Consider the following 20,909-nt stretch of genomic DNA (forward strand, 5'->3'; position numbering starts at 1 on the left):
ACCCCTCGGTGGGGCGTCGCCTTACGCTCCGGCGGGACGCGCCGCCGGGGCTGCCGGCAGGACGGCGCGGCCGAACAGGTAGCCTTGCGCCTCCGTGAACCCCTCCTCGCGCACCACCGCGAGCTGGGCCGGGGTCTCGACCCCCTCCGCCACCGTCTCGATGCCGAGCCGGCGGCCGAGTTCCGCCACGATGCCGACGATCGCCCGGCAATCCGGCCGGTCGACGGCGTCGCGCACGAACGAGCCGTCGATCTTGATGCGGTCGATCGGGAAGGCGCGGACCCGGGCGAGCGACGAGAACCCGACGCCGAAATCGTCGAGCGAGATGCTGACCCCCATGGCGTGCAGGCGCTGGAGGTCGTCGACGATGCCGCCGGCGGTGGTGCTCAGCACCGTCTCGGTGATCTCGATCTCGAGACGCCGGGGCGTCAGGCCGGTGCGGGCGAGGACGTCCTGCACCGCCCGCGGCAGGCTGCCGTCGCCGAGCTGATGCACCGAGACGTTGACGCAGATCCGCGCCTGGTCGGGCCAGGCCGCGGCGGCGCGGCAGGCCTCGTCGAGCACCCACAGGCCGAGTTCGCGGATCAGGTCCGACTTCTCGGCGATCGGGATGAAGCGCCGGGGCGAGACCGGGCCGCGCTCCGGGTGCGTCCAGCGCAGGAGCGCCTCGCGGGCATTCACCGAGCCCTGCGCCAGTTCGATGATCGGCTGGTAGGCCAGGGCGAGCTGGCCCGCGGCGATCGCCTGCCTCAGGTCCCGCTCGAGGCGCATCTCGTCGCTGCGCTCGGTTTCCAGCCGCCGGGTGAACAGGCGCCAGGCGGCCTTGCCGGCGCCCTTGGCGGCGTAGAGCGCGCAATCGGCCTGGCGCAGCATCGTGTCCGGCGTCGCCGCGGCATCGGCGAGCGCGATGCCGATGCTGGCCGTGACCTGACGCGCCGGCTGGCCCTCGATGTCGTAGGGGCGGCCGAGCTCGAGCAGCAGCCGCTCGGCCAGCGGCACCGCCAATTCGCCCGCCCCCCCGGGCAGGAGCAGCGCGAACTCGTCGCCGCCGAACCGGGCGGCGAGGCCCGGCTCCGGAAGGGCCGCCCGCAGCCGGTCGGCCAGTTGCTGCAGGAGCGCGTCGCCGGCCTGGTGCCCGAGCTCGTCGTTGACCGCCTTGAAGCCGTCGAGGTCGAGGAAGAGCAGCGCCGTGCCCGCCGGCAGGGCGCCGTCGGCGGCGCTCTCCGCCAGGCGCCGCCACAGCATCGCCCGGTTGGGCAGGCCGGTCAGGGCGTCGTGGTGGGCGAGCCGGCTGATCTCCTCCTCGGCCCGGCGCTGGCGCGTCACGTCCTCGAAGGTGACGACGAACGCCCCGCCCGGAACCTCCCGCCTTACGAGCGCGATCGCCCGGTCGTCGGAGGTCGCCATCACGACGGTTTCGCCGTTGCCGAACGAGCCCCGGTGCCCGGCGAGCAGGGCGGCGCCCTCCCAGAGGCCGGCCTCGGGCCCGCCGAAGGCGAGCGCCCAGATCGCCTCGATCGGGGCGCCGACGAGATCCCGCCCGGGGGCGGGAAACATCTCGTGGAAGCGCTGGTTGAGCAGGCGCACCTTGCGGTCGGCATCGAACAGGCACAGGCCCTGCGACATGGTCGAGAGGGCGAGGTCGAGGATCAGGGCCACCGCCTCGATCTCGCCGCTGCGCTCGCTGCGGGCCGGCACCTCGCGGATGAGCTGCGCGTAGCCGGAGAGGCGCGCTCCGTCGCGGATCGCCACGATGACGGTGTGGGCCCGGAACCGGCTGCCGTCGCGCCGCGGCCACCAGCCCTCGGTCTCGTAGCGCCCGCTCTCGCGGGCCGTCGCGAGGGTGGCGGCGCTCTCCCCGGCCGGCCCGTCGCCATACGCGAAGACGCGGCCGAGGACCTCCGCCGCCGGATAGCCGGTGAGCCGTTCGGCGCCGGGATTCCAGGCCGCGACCCGCCCGTCCGTATCGAGGAGACACAGGGCCTGGTCCGCCGCGCCCCAGACGAGGGTGCAATAGGCATCGTGGAGGGCGGGGGCCGTCATCGGCTCGTCGGTCTGGACCGCCATCGCCGCGCTCGCCTCGCTCCACATCGTCGCACGCTCCGTCGCGCCGGTCCGGGCTCCGTTGCCCGCGACACCGATGCGACAGATTAGGGGATTCATCCGCGAGCGTTGAGTCACTTTATCGGCCTAACCCTACTGGTCCCGGCAAGTTCTGCCTGGACGAAAGGTCATGCCGCCGCGACGGAACCTCGGGCTGTCCGGCTTGAATCGGCACGGACATTGGGTCGTAGGGCTTCCGATCGCTCGCGTCGCGATGCGGAAACCGGCTTCACTCAGATGCAGAGGGGCGACAGCTCCACCGCGCGGGATCCTGATACGAGACCGGGGCGCCAGCTCCGGATTTCGTATCACTCCCACTCGATCGTGCCGGGGGGCTTCGACGTGATGTCGTAGGTGACCCGGTTGATGCCCTTGACCTCGTTGATGATCCGGGTCGCGACGCGGCCCAGGAACGCCATGTCGAAGGGATAGAAATCCGCCGTCATGCCGTCGACCGAGGTGACGGCGCGCAAGGCGCAGACGTGGTCGTAGGTACGCCCGTCGCCCATCACGCCGACGGTCTTGACCGGCAGGATCACCGCGAAGGCCTGCCAGATCGTGTCGTAGAGCCCGGCCTTGCGGATCTCCTCGAGGTAGATCGCGTCGGCCTTGCGCAGCGCGTCGAGCTTCTCGCCCGTGATCTCGCCGGGGCAGCGGATGGCGAGGCCGGGTCCGGGGAAGGGATGGCGGCCGACGAAGGCCTCGGGCAGGCCGAGCTCGCGGCCGAGCACCCGGACCTCGTCCTTGAACAGCTCGCGCAGGGGCTCGACGAGCTTCATGTTCATGCGGGCGGGCAGGCCGCCGACATTGTGGTGGCTCTTGATCGTGACCGAGGGGCCGCCGGTGAACGACACGCTCTCGATCACGTCCGGGTAGAGCGTGCCTTGCGCCAGGAAGTCCGCCCCGCCGATCTTCTTCGCTTCCGCCTCGAACACGTCGATGAACAGGCGCCCGATCGTCTTGCGCTTGACCTCCGGATCCGTGACCCCGGCGAGTTCGCCGAGGAACAGGTCGGAGGCCTCCACGTGGACGAGCGGGATGTTGTAGTGGTCGCGGAACAGGCGCACCACCTCCTCGGCCTCGCCCTGGCGCAGCAGGCCGTGATCGACGAAGACGCAGGTGACCTGATCGCCGATCGCCTCGTGGATCAGCACCGCCGCCACCGCCGAGTCGACGCCGCCCGAGAGGCCGCACAGGACCTTGGCGCCGCCGACCTGGGCGCGGATCCGCTCGATCGCCTCCTCGCGGAAGGCGGCCATCGACCAGTCGCCGGTGCAGCCGGCGATGTCGCGCACGAAGTTGCGGATGAGGAGCGCGCCGTGGGGGGTGTGGGCGACCTCGGGGTGGAACTGCACCGCGTAGAATCGGCGGGCCTCGTCGGCCACTGCCGCGAAGGGAGCGTTGGGCGAGATCGCCACGGTGGTGAAGCCGTCGGGCAGCTTCGTCACCCGGTCGCCGTGGCTCATCCAGACGGGATATTTTTCGCCGACATGCCAGACGCCGCGGAAGAGCGCGCTGTCGGCGATGATCTCGACCTCGGCCCGGCCGAACTCGGCGTGGTGCCCGCCCTCGACCTCGCCACCGAGCTGGGCCGCCATGGTCTGCTCGCCGTAGCAGATGCCGAGCACCGGCACGCCGGCCTCGAACACGCCTTGCGGCGCCCGCGGCGAGGACTCGACCGTGACCGACTCCGGTCCGCCCGACAGGATCACCGCCTTGGGCTTCATCGCCGCGAAGGCCGCCTCGGCCGCCTGGAACGGGACGATCTCGGAGTAGACGCCCTCCTCACGCACCCGTCGGGCGATGAGCTGGGTCACCTGGCTGCCGAAGTCGATGATGAGGATCTTGTCGTGCTCGGTCGTCATGGGACGATGAGTTAGACGAGGGCCGCCCCGCACGCAACGCGTCGCGATGGCGGGGCCACGGTGCGTCCACGGCATTAACCGGACGTTCATGCGCTAACGGTGAGGGAGACGCCCCCAACCCACCAGACAAGGAGCCTCGCCATGCGAGCCATCGTCCTCGGGATCGCCGCCACCCTCGCCACCGGCCTGAGCCTGGCGCCCGCCTCGGCCATGCCGGTCGTCCCCGGCGGCACCGTCGCGCCCGCGGCCTCGGTCGATCAGGCGCAGTACGTCACCCGCCGGGTGGTCCGTCGCGGTCCCCGCTGCGTGGTCAAGGTGACCCGGACCCGGGGGCCCTTCGGCCGGGTGGTGGTGCGCAAGGTGCGCCGCTGCTTCTGACGCGCACCGCGTCCCGCACCGAGATTCGAGAGGGCGGCCCCGGGCGGGGCCGCCCTTTTTTTCATGAGGGGCGAGTTGTCATGACGGCCAAGCCGCCAGCAGGGCGCGCAGGGCGGCCACGAAGGCGAGCGGCTGGTCGACCATGACGTGGTGATAGGCCTCCGGCAGGTCGATCCGGGGCGAGCCCGGCGGCAGCAGGCCCTGGACATAGGCCGCGTCCGCCGGCCGCATCAGGTCCGACCGGTCGCCGGTGACGAGGGCGAGCGGGCAGCGGGCGTCCCGCACCATCGCGGCCCGATCGGGCAGGACGAGGCGGGCCCAGAGCGAGGGGTCGAAGCGCCAGCTCCAGCCGCCCGCGGCCTCCTTCAGCGATTCCCGCGCGATGAGATCGGCGACGTAGAGCGTCTCGCAGGGCTGCATCGGTGCGAAGCGGAACCGGGCGAGCGCCGCCTCCAGGGTCGGGTAGATCCGGTGCGGCGCGAAGCGCCCGTCCTCGCGCCGGCGCCCGGTGCGGCGCTCGGGGGAAAAGATCGGCGGATCGACGATCACCGCCCCGCGCCAGCGGCCGGCCTCGCGCCCCGCCTCGGTCAGCATCGGGAAGCAGCCGAAGGAATGGCCGACCATCACCGGCGGGCCCGCCGCGAACAGGCCGGCCTCCGTCGCTACGGCCTCGATCTCGTCGGCGAAGGTGTCGAGGTCGTAGGTCTCGCGCCAGTCCGATCCGCCCATGCCCGACCAGGACGGGGCCGCGACGCGATAGTGGCCTGCGAGGAACGGCGCGATGAAGCGCCACCAGCCCGCATGCGCCCCGTTGCCGTGGAGCAGCAGCAGCCCCGGACGGCCGCGCTCGCCCCAGGCGAAGGTCTCGATGCCGGCCCCCTTGACCGTGACGCGCCCGACCTCCGGCGCGACCGCGACCGCGTCCCGGAACCAGTCGGGGGCCGGCGGGGCATCGCCCTCCAGGTGGCCGAGGGGGGCGGACAGGTTCGGGTCGGGGGGAAGTTCGCTCACGCGCCGGATGATGCGGCGGGGCCGGACGCCGTGTCAATTGGGATTGGAGTCGACGGTATGGTGAGGATACACCCGATGGAGTGCCCGAGTTCGAAAACTCGGTTTCTCACGCCCGGATGAATCCCCGCCGCCGTGCCCAGGTGGCGAACAGGCCGGGCCAGGCGGCGGCCGGCGAACCCGGTACGCCGAGATTGAAGCCGTGGCCGCCGCGCTCGAACAGGTGCATCTCCACCGGCACCTCGACGGCCCTGAGCGCGGAGAACATCAGCAGGGAATTGTCGACGACCGCGATCGGGTCGTCGGCGGCCTGGGCGAGGAAGGTCGGGGGTGATTCGGGCGGGACGTGGGTCTCGACCGAATAGGCGTCGGTGGCGACGCGGGTCGGGCTGTCGCCGACGAGGACGCGACGGCTCGACGTGCGGTCGAAGGGGGGCTTGAGGGTGATGACCGGGTAGATCAGTGCCGCGACGTCGGGCCGGGCCGAGAGCGCGTCGTCCTCGTCCACCGGCCGATAGAGCGGCGAGGCGAAGCGGGTGCTGGCCGAGCCCATCAGGTGGCCGCCGGCGGAGAAACCCATCACCCCGATCCGGTTCGGCTCGTAGCCGTAGCGCCGGGCCCGGGCACGGGCGAGCCGCACCGCCCGCAGGGCGTCCTGGATCGGCGCGTCGGCACCGGCGGCCCAGCCCTCGCCGGGGAGGCGGTAGACCAGCGCGAAGGCGGTGACGCCGAGGCCGTTGAGCCAGAGACCGACCGGCACCGCCTCGTGGCCGAGATCGATGCGGCGGTAGCCGCCGCCGGCGGCGATCACCATCGCGCTGCCGGTGGGCTTGGCCGGGCGCATCACCAGCAGGCAGGGCTCGGCGACGCCGGTGACCACGCCCTCGCGGCTCTCGTCGAAGCGCGGGCCCTCGGGGTTCGGCCCCCCTCCCCCCGGCGGCGTGCCGGGCCAGAGGCGCAGCACCTCGAGGGCGGAGCCCGGCGCGGCCTGCGGCGGCGCGTCATGCCCGACGAGGCCCGCCCCACCGGCCGGCGGGGCAGCGGGCTGGGCGATGCCCCCCGGAGCGGCGGTCCCCGCTGCCCCGATTCCTTGCGCCACGGCCTCCGGCGCGACGGCGAGGGCGGCCGCTCCCGTGAGCAACGTCCTGCGATGCAGCAGCATGCCGACCGTCCGACACTCTCGAAGACCCGACGACGCGGGAAGGCGTGCCGGCCGGGATGACCCCTCGTCCACTTGGCATACGCCAAGCTGCCGCGGATGCACGGCAGAAAAATACCGGCCGGGACGGAGAGTCCCGAGCGGGATCGTCGGAACCAAGCGGACTTGCGTTGGCAGGCCAACGCTTCGCCCGCTTAGATTCTTGTTTTGCCGCAGATTTTCGGCGCCGAACCGGTAACCACTTCGGCGAAATCTGCTTAGCCGGGCCCGCGCTCCAGGACGGCGACATAGAAGCCGTCGGTGCCGGTCCGCTCCGGACTCATCTGGATGCCGTGGGCGGTGCGGCGCACCCGCTCGGCGAGGTCCGGCGGCAGGTCGAGAGGGCGGAGGGCGACGTCGTCGCGCCGCGCCGCCAGCCCGGCCACCGCCGCGTCGTTCTCCTCCGGCAGGAGCGAGCAGGTGACGTAGACGATCCGTCCGCCCGGGCGGACCAGGCGTGCGGCGCGGTCGAGCACCGCCTCCTGCTCGGCGACCCGGGTCGCGAGGCTGCCGGGGCGCAGGCGCCACTTCGCGTCCGGGTTGCGCCGCCAGGTGCCCGCGCCGGTGCAGGGCGCGTCGACGAGGACGAGGTCGGCGGTGCCGTCGAGGTCGGCCATCACGTCGGGACGGCCCTTGCCGCCGCGCGGCGTGCGGATCTCCGCCGTCGCCCCCGCCCGGCGCAGGCGCTCGTGGATCGGCGCGAGGCGGCGCGGATCGCCGTCGGTGGCGATCAGCCTTCCCTCGTTCCTCATCAGGGCGGCGAGGGCCAGGGTCTTGCCGCCGCCGCCGGCGCAGAGATCGATCACCGTCATGCCGGGCCTCGCGCCCGAGAGCCGCGCGGCGAGCTGCGAGCCCTCGTCCTGGATCTCGAACCAGCCGTCGAGGAATTCCGGCTCGACATGCAAAGCCGGGCCGCGCCCGTCCTCGCCGAGCGGCACCCGCAAGCCGTCGGGCGCCAGCGGCGTCGGCTCCGCGTCGAGATGGGCGAGCGCCTCCCGGGTCGTGTCCCGGTTCGCCTTCAGGGTGTTGACCCGGATGTCGAGGGGCGCCCGGCGGGCGAGCGCCCGCAACTCGGGCAGGAGGTCGTCGCCCAAGGCCGCCGCCAGCGACGGCACGATCCATTCCGGCACGTCGCCGGCGACGTGGACCGGCGCCTCCGCCAGGGTGCCGGTCTCGAGCCGGTGCCGCTCGGCCTCGGTCAGCGGGGCGGGGGCGAAGCGCTCGCCGGTGAAGAGGTCGGCGATGGTCTGGGCGGCAAGGCCGCGCTGCAGCCGCAGCGAGCCGATCAGCACGGCGCGGGGAGAGTCCTCGCCCATGATCCAGGCCGCGGAGGCGCGGCGGCGCAGGGCGTCGTAGACCAGGGTGGCGATGGTGGCGCGGTCGCCGGAGCCGGCGAAGCGGTGGGCGAGGCCCCAATCCTTGAGGGCGTCGGCGACCGGGCGGCGACGCGCGGCGATGTCGGCCAGAACCTCGATGGCGGCGGAGAGGCGGGCGCCGGGGGTCATCGCGAAACCGCCACGGTCGTGCCGCGGGACCGGCGCAACACGGCCAAGCTTTCGGCCCGGACGGTCCCGACACCTTGGCCGTTCGTTCCCGGAGACCTGAGTATCGCCCGCATGATCCGTCGTCCCATTCCGTCCGCCCTCGCCGTGAGTCTGGCCGCGTTGATCGCGCTGTCGGCCGGCGCCTGCGCCACCGCCCCGGCGGCGCCGGCCGTCGACCTGACCCCGCCGCCGCCCCGGCCCTACGATGCCAAGACGCAGCTCGAATACGGCAACCCGCCGCCGCGGGCCCCGCGCTACTGAAGCCGCCCCCTTAGCCTCCTCGCGCCGCCAAGGCGAGGAGGCGCATCGCCCCGCCGCCCGTTTCCGGGCCGTCAGGCGAGCAGGATCTTGACGGCGAGGACGAACCACATCGCCAGCAGCACGAGCGCCCCGGCGAGGAAGGCCTGAAACCGCCGGATCACCACGTTGCTGGTGGCGTAGATGCCCGCATGCACGATCCGGGTCAGCACGAACAGCCAGGCGAGGCCGATAAACAGCGTGTCGGCCTGCCGGGTCGCCAGCGCGAGCCCGACGACGACGTAGAACAGAACCGGCAGCTCGAACTGGTTGGCGAAGGCGTTCGAGACCTGCTGCACCGGCGCCGGCCAGGTCCGCTCGCCGAGCGAGACGTCCTTCACCTGTACGGCCCCCGCCCGCGCCGCCGCGAAGCGCACCCGCCCGGTCCAGAACAGGAGGACGAAGGTCAGCAGGACCTGGACGAAGACGGGGGCGAGGAGGGCCTTGATGCTCATGGTGGTGCGATCCGTAGCGCGATCCGTGGCGGAGATGGTGGACGGGCGGGCGGCTCCGGGGAGGTTCCACGCCCGCGCCTGCCTCCAAATCCCCCGGACCGCCCCCTTTCGCAACGGGCGTCGCGGCGCTACATGAGGTCGGCGGGGCTGCGGCTCTCGTCAGGAGACACATTCCCCGGGGCCTTATCGACTCCCTCGGGAGCTGTCACTGCCCTGGTCCGTGGACCGGGGCATAACGGCGCCCACCTACTTCGTAGGTTTCCCGGGATCGATTCTCCAACGGCTCTCGTGGCCCCGCGCTGGATACTGATGACGATCGACGCTTCCCCCGATTCCTCGAAGGCGACCTTGCGAAAGGCGGCCTTGGCGCGGCGGGACGGGCTGACGGTCGAGGCGCGAAACGCCGCCTCCCGTCGCATCGCCGAGATCGTCCTCTCCCTCCCGGGAATCGCCCGCGCCGATGTGGTGTCGGCCTACTGGCCGATCCGCAGCGAGGTCGACGTGCGGCCGCTGATCGCGGCTCTGCGGTCCCGCGGCCAGGCGGTGGCGCTGCCGCAGGTGACGCCCGACGGCCTGGTGTTCCGTCTCGCGGCCGAGGGCGACGCGCTGAGCCACGGCGGCTTCGGCCTGAGCGAGCCCGGGCCGGACGCGCCGGCGGTCGATCCCCGCGCGCTGCTGGTGCCGCTCGCCGCCTTCGACCGGCGCGGCCACCGCATCGGGTACGGCAAGGGCTATTACGACCGGGCGCTCGCCCGCCTCGACGCGCGAGAGCGCGCGCTCGCCATCGGCATCGCCTTCTCGGCCCAGGAGATCCCCGTCGTACCGGACGGCCCGTACGACCGGGCCCTCGACGGCATCGTCACCGAGGCGGGCCTGATCCACCCCACCGGAGACTGAACACCGCCATGCGCCTTCTCTTCCTCGGCGACGTCGTCGGCCGGCCCGGCCGGCTCGCGGTGAGCGAGCGTCTGCCGGCCCTGCGCGAGCGCTGGCGCCTCGATTGCGTGGTGATCAACGGCGAGAACGCCGCCGGCGGCTTCGGCATCACCGAGAGCATCTGCGACGAACTGATCAATGCCGGGGCGGACGCGGTGACGCTCGGCAACCATTCCTTCGATCAGCGCGAGGCGATGGTGTTCATCGCCCGCCAGCCGCGGCTGGTGCGCCCGGCCAACTACCCGCCCGGCACGCCCGGCCGCGGCGCCACGGTGGTCGAGACGCAGAGCGGTGCCCGGGTCCTCGTCGTCAACGTGATGGGGCGGATCTTCCTCGACCCCCTCGACGATCCCTTCGCGGCGGCCGAGCGCGAATTGTCGGCCTGCCCGCTGCGCGACGCCGCCGACGCGGTGATCGTCGACGTCCATGCCGAGGCGACGAGCGAGAAGGAAGCCTTCGGCTGGTTCCTCGATGGGCGGGCGAGCCTGGTCGTCGGCACCCACACCCATGTCCCGACCGCCGACCACCGCATCCTGCCGGGCGGCACCGCCTACATGTCGGATGTCGGCATGTGCGGCGACTACGATTCGGTGCTCGGCATGCAGAAGGACGAGCCGGTGCGCCGCTTCCTGCAGAAGACCCCCGGCAGCCGGCTCGAAGCCGCGACCGGCGAGGGCACGCTCTGCGGCATCGCGGTCGAGACCGACGATGCCACCGGTCTTGCCCGGCGGGTGAGCCCGGTGCGCCTCGGGCCGCATCTCGAGGAAACCTGGCCGCGGCACTGGGACTAAGCACTTTCGGACGATGCGACCGGGGCAGGACAAGTCTGGCGCCGGCTTGATCGCCCCGGCGGCACCCGGCACAGTGACGGCGCCGCTGCCTTGAGGGAATCCTCGAGGTCGGCGGCGACCCGGCATCCCGGGCGCGGCGCGATCGGGCCCCGTCCGCCACAGTGAGTACGGCCCGCGATGGCGGCGAGCGCTGCGTCCCCTCCCCTGACCTCGCCGCGGATCTATCTCATCCGCATGGTGGTCTTCCTGGTCCTGGCCGGGTTCCTGGCCTTCGTGCTGTACCGCCAGATCGTACCGGCCTTCATGGCCAATCCGGGGCTCAACGGCCTGATCCTCGGCGCGACGCTGATCGCCATCGTGATGGCCTTCGGGCAGGTGCAGCGGCTCTTCCGAGAGGTGCGCTTCGCCAACCGCACCGCGACGGGCGCGCCCGATCCCGGCACCCCCCGGGTGCTCGCCGCCCTGGCGCCGGCCCTGCGGGAGGCGAGGGACGGACGGCCCCACCCGCAAGGACAGTTCCAGCCGCTCCTCGACACGGTGGCCTCGCGCCTCGACGAGGGGCGCGAGATCCTGCGCTACGTCGGCGGGCTCCTGATCCTGCTCGGCCTGCTCGGCACCTTCTGGGGTTTGATCGACACCCTTTCGGCAGTGGGCGGCGTGATTCGCTCGATGCGGGCGGGCGGGGGCGACGCCGCGGTGATGTTCGACGAGCTCAAGAGCGGGCTCGCGGTACCGCTGTCGGGGATCGGCCTCGCCTTCTCGGCCTCGCTGTTCGGCCTTGCCGGCTCGCTGGTGATTGGCTTCCTCGACCTTCAGGCGGGCCAGGCCCATACCCGGTTCTACAACGAGCTGGAGGACTGGCTCGTCACCGCCGCCGGGCCGGCGCCCGCGCCGGTGCCGGTCCCCGTGACGGTACCGGCGGCAGCGGCCGCCCTCGCCGGCACCGCCCCGCGCCCGCCCGAGCCCGCGCCCCGCGACCAGAGGAGCGAGACCGCGCTGAAGGAGGTCGCCGACGCGATGACGCGGCTCGGCACGCTGGTCGGCGACGGCACCGCCCACAGCCGGGCGAGCACCCAGGCGATGGCCAACCTCGCCGAGGGCATCCAGGGCCTCGTCCAGCACATGCGGGCCGAGCAGCAGATGATCCGCGACTGGGTCGAGGCCCAGGCCAACCGCGAGCGCGAGCTGAAGCAGGTGCTCGACCGTCTCGCCCGGGAGAAGGTGGAGTGAGCGCAGGAGACCCCGCCTGATGGCCGGCCGCCTCGTCCGGCGCGACCGCGCCCTCAACGTCTGGCCCGGCTACGTCGACGCCCTGACGACGCTGCTGCTCTCGGTCGTCTTCCTGCTGACCATCTTCGTCACCGGCCAGTTCTTCCTGTCGCAGGAATTGTCGGGCCGCGACACGGTGCTGGAGCGGTTGAACCGCCAGATCTCGGAACTCACCGACCTCCTGGCGCTGGAGCGCTCGGGTAAGCGGGCGCTGGAGGAGAGCGCGGCCTCCCTGCGGGCGAACCTGTCGGGATCGGAAGCCGAGAGGAAGCGCCTCCAGGGGCTGCTGGCCAGCGGCCAGGGCGCCGAGGGCAAGGCGGCGGAGCTCGGCCGTCAGCTCGACGCCGAGAAGGGCACCAGCGCCCGGGCGCTGAGCCAGGTCGACCTTCTCACCCAGCAGATCTCGGCGATGCGCCAGCAGCTCGCCGCCCTCGAGGACGCGCTCGCCGCCTCCGAGACCCGCGACCGCGAGAGCCAGGCCCGCATCGCCGACCTCGGCAGCCGCCTCAACGTGGCGCTGGCGCAGCGGGTGCAGGAACTGGCGCGCTACCGCTCCGACTTCTTCGGGCGCCTGCGCCAGATCCTCGGCAACCGCCCCGACATCCGCATCGTCGGCGACCGCTTCGTGCTGCAATCCGAGGTGCTGTTCTCCGCCGGCCAGGCGGTGCTGAAGCCCGAGGCCGGCCCGGAGATCGACCGGATCGCCAGCGCCATCCTGGAACTCAACCGCCAGATCCCGGCCGACATCCCGTGGGTGCTGCGGGTCGACGGGCACACCGACGCGCGACCGATCAACTCCCCGCAATTCCCGTCGAACTGGGCGTTGTCGGCCGCCCGCGCCATCGCGGTGGTGCAGTACCTCGTGGGCAAGGGCATCCCGCCCCAGCGGCTGCTCGCCGGCGCCTTCGGCGAGTTCCAGCCTCTCGAATCCGGGACGAGCGAGGAGGCCTATGCGCGCAACCGCCGGATCGAGATGAAGCTGACGGAGCGCTGAGGTTTCAAATCCCCACCGAGCGCTCCTGCCACGCTCCAGGTCATCCCGGGGCCGCAAGGGTGGAGCCCGGGATCCGGAAGCGCAGGACGCTCGGAAGAGAGCGGAACGCATCGCGCTTCATTCCTTCCCCCTCCGCGACATTCCGGGTTCCGCTCGGGCGGACCCGGACTGTCGCGGGGGGGGGTCATGCCGTTCGTGGGAAGAGCGCGCGATTCCTCCCTTGCGCGGGTCTACACCTCCGCGACCTGCCGCTCCCCGGACAGGTCCGCCCCGGCCCCAAATTGCAGCGCCGCCAGCTGGGCGTAGAGCCCGCCGCGAGACAGCAGCGCGTCGTGGGTACCCTGCTCGGCGATGCGGCCGTCCTCCATCACCAGAATGCGGTCGGCGGCCCGGATGGTGGCGAGGCGGTGGGCGATGACCAGCGTCGTCCGGTCCTTCATCAGCACGTCGAGGGCGGCCTGCACCGCCCGCTCGCTCTCGGCGTCGAGCGCGGAGGTCGCCTCGTCGAGGAGCAGGATCGGGGCGTCCTTGAGGATCGCCCGCGCGATCGCGATGCGCTGGCGCTGGCCGCCCGACAGCGTGACGCCGCGCTCGCCCACGAGGGTGGCGTAGCCCTGCGGCAGGGCGCGGATGAAGCCGTCGGCATGGGCCTGCGCGGCGGCGTGCTCGACCTCGGCCTCGCTGGCCTCGGGCCGGCCGTACCGGATGTTGTCGAGGATGCTGCCGCTGAACACGGTCGGGTCCTGCGGCACCAGGGCCATGCGGGCACGCAGGGCCTCGGGCTCGGCCGCGTCGGCCGGCACGCCGTCCACCCGCACGGTGCCGGATTCCGGGTCGTAGAAGCGCAGCAGCAGCTGCAGCACCGTGCTCTTGCCCGCGCCCGAGGGGCCGACGAGGGCGACGCGCTCGCCCGGCGCCACCGTGAAGCTGAGGTCGTGCAGGGCCGGCAGCTCGGGCCGGGTCGGATAATGGAAGCGCACCCGCTCGAAGGCGATCTCGCCACGCGGCGGGGCCGGCAGGGCGCGAGGCCGGTCGGGAGCGCCGATCGCCGGCACGGTGTCGAGGATCTCGGCGAGGCGCTCGGCGGCGCCGGCCGCGAGGGTCAATTCGCCGTAGACCTCGGAGAGCTGGCCGAGCGCACTGGCGCCGAACACCGCGTAGAGCACGAACTGCGACAGCTGGCCGGCCGAGAGCGTGCCGGCGGCGACCCCTTGCGCGCCGTACCACAGCACCCCGACGACGCTGGCCGAGATCAGGAAGATGGCGACGCCGGTGAGCAGCGCCCGCGCCCGCGCGGAGGCGCGGGAGGCCAGGAACGCCTCCTCGGAGGCGGCGGCGAAGCGCCGCGCGGTGGCCGACGCCATGCCGAAGGCCTGCATGGTGCGCACCGCGCCCACCGCCTCGGTGGCGAAGGCCGAGGCGTCGGCGAGCCGGTCCTGCGCGGCCCGCGAGCGCCGCCGCACGCCGCGGCCCGAGAGGATCAGCGGGAAGACGATCAGCGGGATCGCGGCGAGCACCAGCACCGAGAGCCGCGGGCTCGTCCACACCATCATGCCGATCGCGCCGGCGAACAGGAAGAGGTTGCGCAGGAGGATCGAGAGCGAGACGCCGAAGACCGATTTCACCTGCGCGGCATCCGCGGTGAGGCGCGACACCAGCTCGCCGCTGCGCGCCCGATCGAAGAAGGCGGGATCGAGGGTGGTGAGGCGCGCGAACACCGCGGCGCGCAGATCCGCCACCACCCGCTCGCCCAGCGTGACGACGCAGTAGTAGCGGGCCGCGCTCGCCACCGCGAGCACCGCCACCACGCCGATCAGCCCGCCGAAATAGGCGTCGATCATCCCGACCTCGCCCACGCCCGGCGCATGGTGCACGAAGCCGAGATCGACCACCCGCCGCACCGCGATCGGCACCACCAGGGTCGCGCCGGAGGCGGCCACGAGCGCGACGATCGCCGCGGCGATCCGGCCCTTGTAGCGCGCCGCGAAGGGAAAGAGGGGCTTCAACGCCCCCAGGGCGGCGCGGGGACGGGCCGTCTCGGGTCGTGCAGGGGATCGTGCCATCTAGCGTGCCATGTGCGGGTGTCGTGCTGTCCGGGTGCCGGCGCTTGTTTGGCGCACGGAGGTGAGGTATAGGCCGCCGCTCATCCGATTACGCGCGATCAATGGCCGCGGCCCGAAGCGGAGCGTTCGGCGCGGGTCGCACTCTTTAGGAATTCGTCATGGCAAAGCAAGCAGCCCCCGCCGCCAAGCAGGCGGTCCCCGCCGGCAAGTCGGTCGCGAGCCCCAAGGTGGCCCGCACGGCGACCGAGCACCCGGACTACCACTTCATCAAGGTGGTGCTGACCGACGGCAGCTCGTTCATGACCCGCTCCACCTACGGCAAGGAGGGCGACACCCTGAACCTCGACATCGATCCGAGCACGCACCCGGCCTGGACCGGCGGCGAGCAGAAGCTCATGGATCGCGGCGGCCGCCTCTCGCGCTTCAACTCGCGCTTCGCCGGCATCTCGTTCGGCAAGAAGTAAGCCCCCAGGAAGTACGCCTCAGGGCCGCTGCTTCGCGCGAAAAAAGCCCCGGCCTCATGGCCGGGGCTTTTTTCGTGCCTGGCACTCCTGCGCGACCGCCGCCGGGCGCGCGGACCCACCCTCCCCGCCCGACGCGACTCGCACCACCGGCCTGCCCCGTCGGGTCGGGCCGGCGATGCGATCTGTCAGGTGCGGAGCCGGTGTCAGCCGAAGGCGACGCGCAGCATGTCGTGCTGGGCGAAGACCGGGCTCACCCGCGGCTCGGGGGTCGGACGGTCGTCGGAGATCAGCCGGTCGAGGTGCAGGATACGGGCATGCAACCGCTTCGACTGGCCGATCAGGGCCTGGAGCGACAGCGGCAGCTCGGCGACGAGGACCGGGGCGGCCTCGTTCGTCTCCGCGGTGGTGAGGCGGACCCGGGTCTTCTCCTCGGCGGCCTCGCTCAGGCTCAGCTCGCCCTCGGAGACCGCGCGCTGCACCAGGAGCCAGGACGCGATCTGCATCAGCCGGGTGGTGAGCCGCATGCTCTCGCTGGCATAGGTCAGGGCGGCGTGGCGGGCGAGCAGGCGCGATTCGTCCCGGCCGGGCCCGTCGAGATAGGCCGCAGTCTCCTCGACGAGGGTCATGCCCTCGCGGAACAGCAGCTTGAAGCTCTCGGAGGCCACGAAGGTCTCGCCGAACCGCACGGTGGGCTGCTCGTCCCGAAACATCACGTCCATCACGCCCATGATCCCTCCTGTGCCACCGCGACGCCGGTCCCGCCTCGATACGGGACATTCACGGTGCGCTCGGGCTGACTGGCGCAACGATAGCGCCATCGGGCGAGCGGCGCGCCGTCAACGAAAAGTTAACCTTAACGTCAACGCGGCCGGGGGACGGACGATCCCGGAGCTGTGGAGAAATCGGAGCGGAAAAAAGAAAGCCGCCCCGGTGGGGCGGCGAAAGAGTCGTACAGGGAGGCATCAAACAGAGTGGACAGAAAAACCACTCGACATCCAGAAAGCTGGACCGGCTTGGTTATCGCCCGGAAGGCTTAAAAAATGGTTAACGCTGTCGGTCATTCGCCGGGGAAGCGGCGGGGCGGCAAGGGGATGGCGGGGCGACGGCAAGGAATCGGACCGGACGAACCGACGAATTCGAGATCGGGCACCTCCCCTCCCCCGGAGAGGCAAGGCGGCCCGTGAAAGGAAAGACGCGGGTTCCCCTCTCCCTACGGGCGGTGAGGGAGGGGATCCCACACCGTTCCCCTTCGCCGGCCAGCCTGCGGCCACGGCGGCATCTCAGGGACGAAAGCCCCGTTCGATCGAGTTGGAGCGTGGACCGCGCATCATGAGTGCCCCGGCCGCGCGCGCCGACGAATGCGAACGGCGCCGGGCCTCTCCGATCCTGCCCCGCCGTCCCGATCCGGAACGGCCGCGCCCGGACACGTCCCGCTTCGGGACCGGGACGGCCTCAGAACTTGAATGCCGCACGCGCCGCTTCCTGCGAGGCAAGCTTGCGGCGGCGGTCCTCCTCGAGCCGGGCGATCTCCCGGCGCAGGGCCTCGATCCGCTCGTCGAGGTCGGAGACAGACAGGACCGAGAGGTCCTGGCCGATCTCGTGCACGTTGCGCGGCCGCGTCCCGCGCTCGGCCTCGTCGAACATCGGCGTCTCCCTTGAAAAACGATGGTCCAGCGGTCCTTGCCGGGCCCCGGGCGGATCCTTAACGCGATTGACTCCCAGGGGCCATTCCGCCATACACCGGCGCGACGTGACCGCGCCCCATTCGGGCGCGGTTCGCTTTCGTCGAGACATTCTGGACCACGAGGGCCTCGGCAGCGCCACAGGCGCGGCCGGCCCCGGCCTTCGGAGACATGCCGTGAAGAGAACCTATCAACCGTCCAAGCTCGTGCGCAAGCGCCGCCACGGCTTCCGTGCCCGCATGGCCACCGTCGGCGGCCGCAAGGTCATCGCCGCCCGCCGCGCCCGCGGCCGCAAGCGCCTGTCGGCGTAAGGGCAGCCCGCGGTGCCCGAGCGCGCCGCGATGCCCGGCGGTGAACCGCCGGTCGGCCGGATCACCCGGCGCCCGGACTATCTGGCGGCGGCCAAGGGCCGCCGTTTCCATACCGAGCGCCTGACGGCGCAGGGCCGCCTGCGGGACGATGGACCGCCGGGCGGCCTGCGCGTGGGCTTCACCGTGACGAAGCGCGAGGGCCACGCCACCGAGCGCAACCGCATCCGCCGCCGGCTCAAGGTCGCGGCGCAGATCGCGGCGACGCAGGCCGGGCCGGCGCAGCGGGACAAGCCCGCCGACGTCGTGCTGATCGGCCGGCGCGACGCCCTCTCGGCGTCCTTCGCCCAGCTGGTCGACGACGTCCGGCAGGCCCTCGGCGTGGTGACGAAGCCGAAAGCGCCGCGGGATCCCTCGAAGGACACCGGTCGCCCCGCGCGCAGCGGGGGGCGGGGCCGCGGCGGGACGCGGGGCCCGGGCGGGACCGAAGCCGCGCCGCAGGGCGCGCCCCCGAAACGGAATTCGTGAGGCGGTCCCGGGAAGCCGGAATCGCCTCGTCGTGTTGGTCGTGAGGGCCGGATGCGCGCGGGCCGCCTTGGCCCGTCCGTCGGCCCCGCTCTTTTGGCGGCAGGCGTCGCGGGTCCATGAGTAACGACAAGACGAACATGATCATCGCCGTGGTGCTGTCGCTGGCAGTGCTCCTCGGCTGGAACTACTTCGTCAGCGCGCCGCAGGTGGAGCGCCAGCGGCAGGAGCAGGCCGCCAAGCAGGCGCAGGCGGCGAAGGACGGCCCGGCGGCGAGCCCGCGCGAGGGCGGTCCCGCCAGCCCGCTGCCCGGCACCCTGCCGGGCGCGCCCGGCGGCAGCCCGGCGCTCGCGGCCAACCGCGCCGAGGCGCTGGCCCGCTCGCCGCGGGTGCGCATCGACACCCCGGCGCTCGCCGGCTCGGTGGCGCTCAAGGGCGGCCGCATCGACGACGTGCTGCTGAAGAACTACCACGAGACCGTCGACAACTCGTCGCCGCGCATCGAGCTGCTCTCGCCGACCGGCTCGGCCAACCCGTACTACGCCGAGTTCGGCTGGGTGGGACAGAATGCCGGTGCGCTGCCGGGCGGCGACACGCTCTGGACCGCCGAGGGCGACGTGCTCACGCCCGAGAAGCCCCTGGTGCTGACCTGGGACAACGGCGCCGGCCTGACCTTCCGCCGCACCATCTCGGTCGACGACAAGTTCATGTTCACGATCGCCGACACGGTCGAGAACAAGGGCGCCAACGCCGTCAGCCTCCTGCCCTACGGCCTCGTCTCGCGCTGGGGCAAGCCGCACACGCAGGGCTACTACGTGCTCCACGAGGGCATGATCGGCGTGCTCGGCGACAAGGGCCTGCAGGAATACACCTACGACAAGCTCGGCAAGGAGAACCCCCTCGGCACCCCGGGCACCCGCGGCCTGTCCTGGACCGGCGTGACCGGCGGTTTCCTCGGCATCACCGACAAGTACTGGGCCGCCACCGCGATTCCCGACCAGAAGACGCCCTATACCGGCTCGTTCACCGAGCGCGACGAGGGCGCGACCAAGGTCTACCAGGCGAGCAGCCTCGGCGAGGCCAAGCAGCTCGCCCCCGGCGCCACCGTGTCGTCGGAGCAGCGCCTCTTCGCCGGCGCCAAGGAGGTCGGCACCATCGACGGCTACGAGAAGTCGCTTGGTATCAAGCGCTTCGATCTGCTCATCGACTGGGGCTGGTTCTATTTCATCACCAAGCCGATGTTCAAGGCGCTGGACTTCTTCTACCGGCTCTTCGGCAACTTCGGCGTCTCGATCCTGATCGTCACCTTCCTGCTGAAGCTGCTGTTCCTGCCGATCGCCAACCGCTCCTACGTCTCGATGGCCAAGATGAAGGCCGTCCAGCCGGAGATGACGGCGATCCGCGAGCGCTACGGCGACGACAAGGTGAAGCAGCAGCAGGCGATGATGGAGCTGTACAAGAAGGAGAAGATCAACCCGGTCGCCGGCTGCTGGCCGGTGCTGGTGCAGATCCCGGTCTTCTTCTCGCTCTACAAGGTGCTGTTCGTCACCATCGAGATGCGGCACGCGCCGTTCTTCGGCTGGATCCGCGACCTCGCGGCGCCGGACCCGACCTCGCTGTTCAACCTGTTCGGCCTCCTGCCCTACACGCCGCCGGACTTCCTCCACCTCGGCATCTGGCCGCTCATCATGGGCGTGACGATGTTCGTTCAGATGAAGATGAACCCCGCGCCGCCGGACCCGGTCCAGGCCCAGGTCTTCACCTTCATGCCGATCATCTTCACCTTCATGCTCGGCTCGTTCCCCGCCGGCCTGGTGATCTACTGGGCCTGGAACAACACCCTGTCGGTGATCCAGCAATACGTGATCATGCGGCGCAACGGGGTGAAGGTGGAGTTGTGGGACAACCTGCGCTCGACATTCTCACGCCCGAAGGCCGCGAAGGCCAAGGGCTGAAGGTCCAGAACCGATGCAGGACCAGCCTCAGACAGAGGCCGAGAAGGAAGCCGCCCTGCGTGAAGCAGGGCGGCTGCTCTTCGCCGGCTCCGCCGACTTCTTCTACGCCGCCGACAAGCTCGCGATCCTGCCGCCGATGCGGGGACACGAGATCGCCTTCGCGGGCCGCTCCAACGTCGGCAAGTCGAGCCTGATCAACGCGCTCACCGGCCGCAACGCGCTGGCGCGCACCTCGCACACGCCGGGGCGCACCCAGCAGCTCAACTTCTTCGACATAGGCGGCGGCAAGCTCGTCCTCGTCGACATGCCGGGCTACGGCTACGCCGCGGTCGAGAAGGCGAAGGTGGCGGCCTGGACCGAGCTGATCCACGACTACCTGCGCGGCCGGGCCAACCTCGCCCGGGTCTACGTGCTGATCGACTCGCGCCACGGCATCAAGCCGATCGACGCCGAGGTGCTGGACGGCCTCGACAAGGCCGCGGTCTCCTACCAGATCGTGCTGACGAAGTCGGATGCGCTCAAGAAGCACGAGATCGAGGCCCGGCTCGACGCGACGAGGACGGCGATCGCCCGGCGGCCGGCGGCCTATCCGGAGATCATCCTGACCTCGAGCCGCACCGATGACGGCGTGACCGAGCTGCGCGCCAGCATCGCCCGGCTTCTCTCCGAGCGCGGGGACGCGTGATGCATCCGGCCGACCGGATGCTGATCGCGCTCGCCGGCCTCGCCGGCGCGCTCGGCGTCGGCCTCTCGGCGGCCGCCGCCCACATCGCCGGGGCGACGAGCCTCGCCACGGCGGCGCAGTTCCTGCTGTTCCATGCCCCCGCCCTCCTCGGACTCGCGCTGCTCGCCGGCAGCGGGCGGGCGCATCCGGTCCCGGTGCGGATCGCCGGCTTCGCGCTCGCGCTCGGTCTCGCGTTGTTCTCCGGCGATTTGTCGGTCCGGGCCCTCCTTCAGGTGCCGCTCTTCCCGATGGCGGCGCCGAGCGGCGGCATGATCCTGATCTTCGGCTGGGTGCTGGTCGCGATCACGGCGTTCTGGCCCGCGAAGCGCTGACGTTCGATCCGGCGCACC

The 20,909-nt window shown here is 71.8% G+C and carries 21 protein-coding genes and 1 other RNA gene; 13 read left to right on the forward strand and 9 right to left on the reverse strand.

Translation table 11 applies throughout. The features are described 5' to 3' along the window. Nucleotides 1–21: 21 nt before the first annotated feature. Together miv_RS16460 and guaA are read right to left on the reverse strand one after the other, a co-directional pair. On the reverse strand, nucleotides 22–2,091 hold the full coding sequence (locus miv_RS16460) for a putative bifunctional diguanylate cyclase/phosphodiesterase (protein WP_207177842.1): 2,070 nt from the start codon (nucleotides 2,089–2,091) through the stop codon (nucleotides 22–24). A gap of 320 nt (nucleotides 2,092–2,411) precedes the next feature. Next, the gene (guaA, locus tag miv_RS16465) at nucleotides 2,412–3,968 is read right to left on the reverse strand and encodes a glutamine-hydrolyzing GMP synthase (RefSeq protein ID WP_048428915.1); all 1,557 of its coding nucleotides are present in this window, start codon (nucleotides 3,966–3,968) and stop codon (nucleotides 2,412–2,414) included. A gap of 141 nt (nucleotides 3,969–4,109) precedes the next feature. On the opposite strand from guaA, the gene miv_RS16470 reads away from it, so the two are divergent. After that, nucleotides 4,110–4,346 carry a hypothetical protein gene (locus miv_RS16470; RefSeq protein ID WP_048428916.1) on the forward strand — a complete coding sequence of 79 codons (237 nt, stop codon included), beginning with the start codon at nucleotides 4,110–4,112 and terminating at the stop codon, nucleotides 4,344–4,346. 78 nt (nucleotides 4,347–4,424) lie between these two features. Here the strand turns inward: miv_RS16470 and miv_RS16475 are convergent, their stop codons facing one another. The 3 genes from miv_RS16475 to miv_RS16485 form a co-directional block, all read right to left on the reverse strand. Beyond that, the gene (locus miv_RS16475; protein ID WP_207177843.1) at nucleotides 4,425–5,357 is read right to left on the reverse strand and encodes an alpha/beta fold hydrolase; all 933 of its coding nucleotides are present in this window, start codon (nucleotides 5,355–5,357) and stop codon (nucleotides 4,425–4,427) included. A 106-nt stretch (nucleotides 5,358–5,463) separates the two neighbouring features. Continuing rightward, nucleotides 5,464–6,516, reverse strand: a complete 1,053-nt coding sequence (locus miv_RS16480; RefSeq protein ID WP_058618151.1) for an alpha/beta hydrolase — start codon at nucleotides 6,514–6,516, stop codon at nucleotides 5,464–5,466. A 254-nt stretch (nucleotides 6,517–6,770) separates the two neighbouring features. Beyond that, nucleotides 6,771–8,057, reverse strand: a complete 1,287-nt coding sequence (locus tag miv_RS16485) for an RsmB/NOP family class I SAM-dependent RNA methyltransferase (protein WP_207177844.1) — start codon at nucleotides 8,055–8,057, stop codon at nucleotides 6,771–6,773. Nucleotides 8,058–8,168: 111 nt separating this feature from the next. Between miv_RS16485 and miv_RS16490 the strand changes: the two genes are divergently transcribed. Then, nucleotides 8,169–8,357, forward strand: a complete 189-nt coding sequence (locus miv_RS16490; protein WP_048428920.1) for a hypothetical protein — start codon at nucleotides 8,169–8,171, stop codon at nucleotides 8,355–8,357. 71 nt (nucleotides 8,358–8,428) lie between these two features. Here miv_RS16490 and miv_RS16495 read toward each other — a convergent pair whose 3' ends face one another. Further along, nucleotides 8,429–8,848 carry an MAPEG family protein gene (locus miv_RS16495; RefSeq protein WP_207177845.1) on the reverse strand — a complete coding sequence of 140 codons (420 nt, stop codon included), beginning with the start codon at nucleotides 8,846–8,848 and terminating at the stop codon, nucleotides 8,429–8,431. A 141-nt stretch (nucleotides 8,849–8,989) separates the two neighbouring features. On the opposite strand from miv_RS16495, the gene ssrS reads away from it, so the two are divergent. The 5 genes from ssrS to miv_RS16520 all read left to right on the forward strand — a co-directional run bounded on the left by ssrS (nucleotide 8,990) and on the right by miv_RS16520 (nucleotide 12,838). Further along, a non-coding RNA gene (gene ssrS, locus miv_RS16500) (6S RNA) lies at nucleotides 8,990–9,147 on the forward strand. 10 nt (nucleotides 9,148–9,157) lie between these two features. After that, nucleotides 9,158–9,745 (forward strand): 5-formyltetrahydrofolate cyclo-ligase, encoded by a 588-nt coding sequence (locus tag miv_RS16505; protein WP_207177846.1) that lies wholly within the window; start codon nucleotides 9,158–9,160, stop codon nucleotides 9,743–9,745. A gap of 8 nt (nucleotides 9,746–9,753) precedes the next feature. Beyond that, nucleotides 9,754–10,575 (forward strand): TIGR00282 family metallophosphoesterase, encoded by an 822-nt coding sequence (locus tag miv_RS16510; RefSeq protein WP_048428923.1) that lies wholly within the window; start codon nucleotides 9,754–9,756, stop codon nucleotides 10,573–10,575. Nucleotides 10,576–10,752: 177 nt separating this feature from the next. Then, nucleotides 10,753–11,805, forward strand: coding sequence for a MotA/TolQ/ExbB proton channel family protein (locus tag miv_RS16515; protein WP_207177847.1), 1,053 nt, complete (start codon nucleotides 10,753–10,755; stop codon nucleotides 11,803–11,805). Nucleotides 11,806–11,824: 19 nt separating this feature from the next. Then, a complete protein-coding gene (locus miv_RS16520) occupies nucleotides 11,825–12,838 on the forward strand; it encodes a peptidoglycan -binding protein (RefSeq protein WP_048428925.1) in 1,014 nt (337 codons plus the stop codon). 230 nt (nucleotides 12,839–13,068) lie between these two features. Here the strand turns inward: miv_RS16520 and miv_RS16525 are convergent, their stop codons facing one another. Then, nucleotides 13,069–14,901, reverse strand: a complete 1,833-nt coding sequence (locus tag miv_RS16525) for an ABC transporter transmembrane domain-containing protein (protein WP_058618156.1) — start codon at nucleotides 14,899–14,901, stop codon at nucleotides 13,069–13,071. A 227-nt stretch (nucleotides 14,902–15,128) separates the two neighbouring features. On the opposite strand from miv_RS16525, the gene rpmE reads away from it, so the two are divergent. Then, nucleotides 15,129–15,365 (forward strand): 50S ribosomal protein L31, encoded by a 237-nt coding sequence (rpmE, locus tag miv_RS16530; RefSeq protein ID WP_048464135.1) that lies wholly within the window; start codon nucleotides 15,129–15,131, stop codon nucleotides 15,363–15,365. A 203-nt stretch (nucleotides 15,366–15,568) separates the two neighbouring features. Here rpmE and rcdA read toward each other — a convergent pair whose 3' ends face one another. Both rcdA and miv_RS16540 read right to left on the reverse strand, forming a co-directional pair. Further along, the gene (gene rcdA, locus miv_RS16535) at nucleotides 15,569–16,093 is read right to left on the reverse strand and encodes a protease adaptor protein RcdA (protein ID WP_048428927.1); all 525 of its coding nucleotides are present in this window, start codon (nucleotides 16,091–16,093) and stop codon (nucleotides 15,569–15,571) included. A 724-nt stretch (nucleotides 16,094–16,817) separates the two neighbouring features. Then, nucleotides 16,818–17,009, reverse strand: coding sequence for a DUF1192 domain-containing protein (locus miv_RS16540; protein WP_058618157.1), 192 nt, complete (start codon nucleotides 17,007–17,009; stop codon nucleotides 16,818–16,820). Between the two features lie 214 nt (nucleotides 17,010–17,223). On the opposite strand from miv_RS16540, the gene rpmH reads away from it, so the two are divergent. The 5 genes from rpmH (at nucleotide 17,224) to miv_RS16565 (ending at nucleotide 20,891) form a co-directional block, all read left to right on the forward strand. Then, nucleotides 17,224–17,358 carry a 50S ribosomal protein L34 gene (gene rpmH / locus miv_RS16545; RefSeq protein ID WP_010300405.1) on the forward strand — a complete coding sequence of 45 codons (135 nt, stop codon included), beginning with the start codon at nucleotides 17,224–17,226 and terminating at the stop codon, nucleotides 17,356–17,358. 30 nt (nucleotides 17,359–17,388) lie between these two features. Continuing rightward, nucleotides 17,389–17,883, forward strand: coding sequence for a ribonuclease P protein component (locus tag miv_RS16550; protein WP_058618158.1), 495 nt, complete (start codon nucleotides 17,389–17,391; stop codon nucleotides 17,881–17,883). A 116-nt stretch (nucleotides 17,884–17,999) separates the two neighbouring features. Beyond that, nucleotides 18,000–19,835 (forward strand): membrane protein insertase YidC, encoded by a 1,836-nt coding sequence (gene yidC / locus miv_RS16555; protein ID WP_207177849.1) that lies wholly within the window; start codon nucleotides 18,000–18,002, stop codon nucleotides 19,833–19,835. 13 nt (nucleotides 19,836–19,848) lie between these two features. Continuing rightward, entirely contained in the window at nucleotides 19,849–20,520 is a 672-nt protein-coding gene (yihA, locus tag miv_RS16560; protein ID WP_207177850.1) for a ribosome biogenesis GTP-binding protein YihA/YsxC, read from the forward strand. Then, entirely contained in the window at nucleotides 20,520–20,891 is a 372-nt protein-coding gene (locus miv_RS16565; RefSeq protein ID WP_207177851.1) for a DUF423 domain-containing protein, read from the forward strand. The genes yihA and miv_RS16565 overlap by 1 nt, the downstream gene beginning before the upstream one ends. Nucleotides 20,892–20,909 lie beyond the last annotated feature (18 nt).

The organism is Methylobacterium indicum, from assembly GCF_017347565.1.
Classification (GTDB): domain Bacteria; phylum Pseudomonadota; class Alphaproteobacteria; order Rhizobiales; family Beijerinckiaceae; genus Methylobacterium; species Methylobacterium indicum.

Bases quoted from the DNA above. Each gene is read 5' to 3' on its own strand.
- miv_RS16460 (WP_207177842.1), bottom strand. From the start codon at position 2,091: ATGTGGAGCGAGGCGAGCGCGGCGATGGCGGTCCAGACCGACGAGCCG.
- guaA (WP_048428915.1), bottom strand. From the start codon at position 3,968: ATGACGACCGAGCACGACAAGATCCTCATCATCGACTTCGGCAGCCAG.
- miv_RS16470 (WP_048428916.1), top strand. From the start codon at position 4,110: ATGCGAGCCATCGTCCTCGGGATCGCCGCCACCCTCGCCACCGGCCTG.
- miv_RS16480 (WP_058618151.1), bottom strand. From the start codon at position 6,516: ATGCTGCTGCATCGCAGGACGTTGCTCACGGGAGCGGCCGCCCTCGCC.
- miv_RS16485 (WP_207177844.1), bottom strand. From the start codon at position 8,057: ATGACCCCCGGCGCCCGCCTCTCCGCCGCCATCGAGGTTCTGGCCGAC.
- miv_RS16490 (WP_048428920.1), top strand. From the start codon at position 8,169: ATGATCCGTCGTCCCATTCCGTCCGCCCTCGCCGTGAGTCTGGCCGCG.
- miv_RS16495 (WP_207177845.1), bottom strand. From the start codon at position 8,848: ATGAGCATCAAGGCCCTCCTCGCCCCCGTCTTCGTCCAGGTCCTGCTG.
- miv_RS16505 (WP_207177846.1), top strand. From the start codon at position 9,158: ATGACGATCGACGCTTCCCCCGATTCCTCGAAGGCGACCTTGCGAAAG.
- miv_RS16510 (WP_048428923.1), top strand. From the start codon at position 9,754: ATGCGCCTTCTCTTCCTCGGCGACGTCGTCGGCCGGCCCGGCCGGCTC.
- miv_RS16515 (WP_207177847.1), top strand. From the start codon at position 10,753: ATGGCGGCGAGCGCTGCGTCCCCTCCCCTGACCTCGCCGCGGATCTAT.
- miv_RS16520 (WP_048428925.1), top strand. From the start codon at position 11,825: ATGGCCGGCCGCCTCGTCCGGCGCGACCGCGCCCTCAACGTCTGGCCC.
- miv_RS16525 (WP_058618156.1), bottom strand. From the start codon at position 14,901: ATGGCACGATCCCCTGCACGACCCGAGACGGCCCGTCCCCGCGCCGCC.
- rcdA (WP_048428927.1), bottom strand. From the start codon at position 16,093: ATGGGCGTGATGGACGTGATGTTTCGGGACGAGCAGCCCACCGTGCGG.
- miv_RS16540 (WP_058618157.1), bottom strand. From the start codon at position 17,009: ATGTTCGACGAGGCCGAGCGCGGGACGCGGCCGCGCAACGTGCACGAG.
- miv_RS16550 (WP_058618158.1), top strand. From the start codon at position 17,389: ATGCCCGGCGGTGAACCGCCGGTCGGCCGGATCACCCGGCGCCCGGAC.
- yidC (WP_207177849.1), top strand. From the start codon at position 18,000: ATGAGTAACGACAAGACGAACATGATCATCGCCGTGGTGCTGTCGCTG.
- yihA (WP_207177850.1), top strand. From the start codon at position 19,849: ATGCAGGACCAGCCTCAGACAGAGGCCGAGAAGGAAGCCGCCCTGCGT.
- miv_RS16565 (WP_207177851.1), top strand. From the start codon at position 20,520: ATGCATCCGGCCGACCGGATGCTGATCGCGCTCGCCGGCCTCGCCGGC.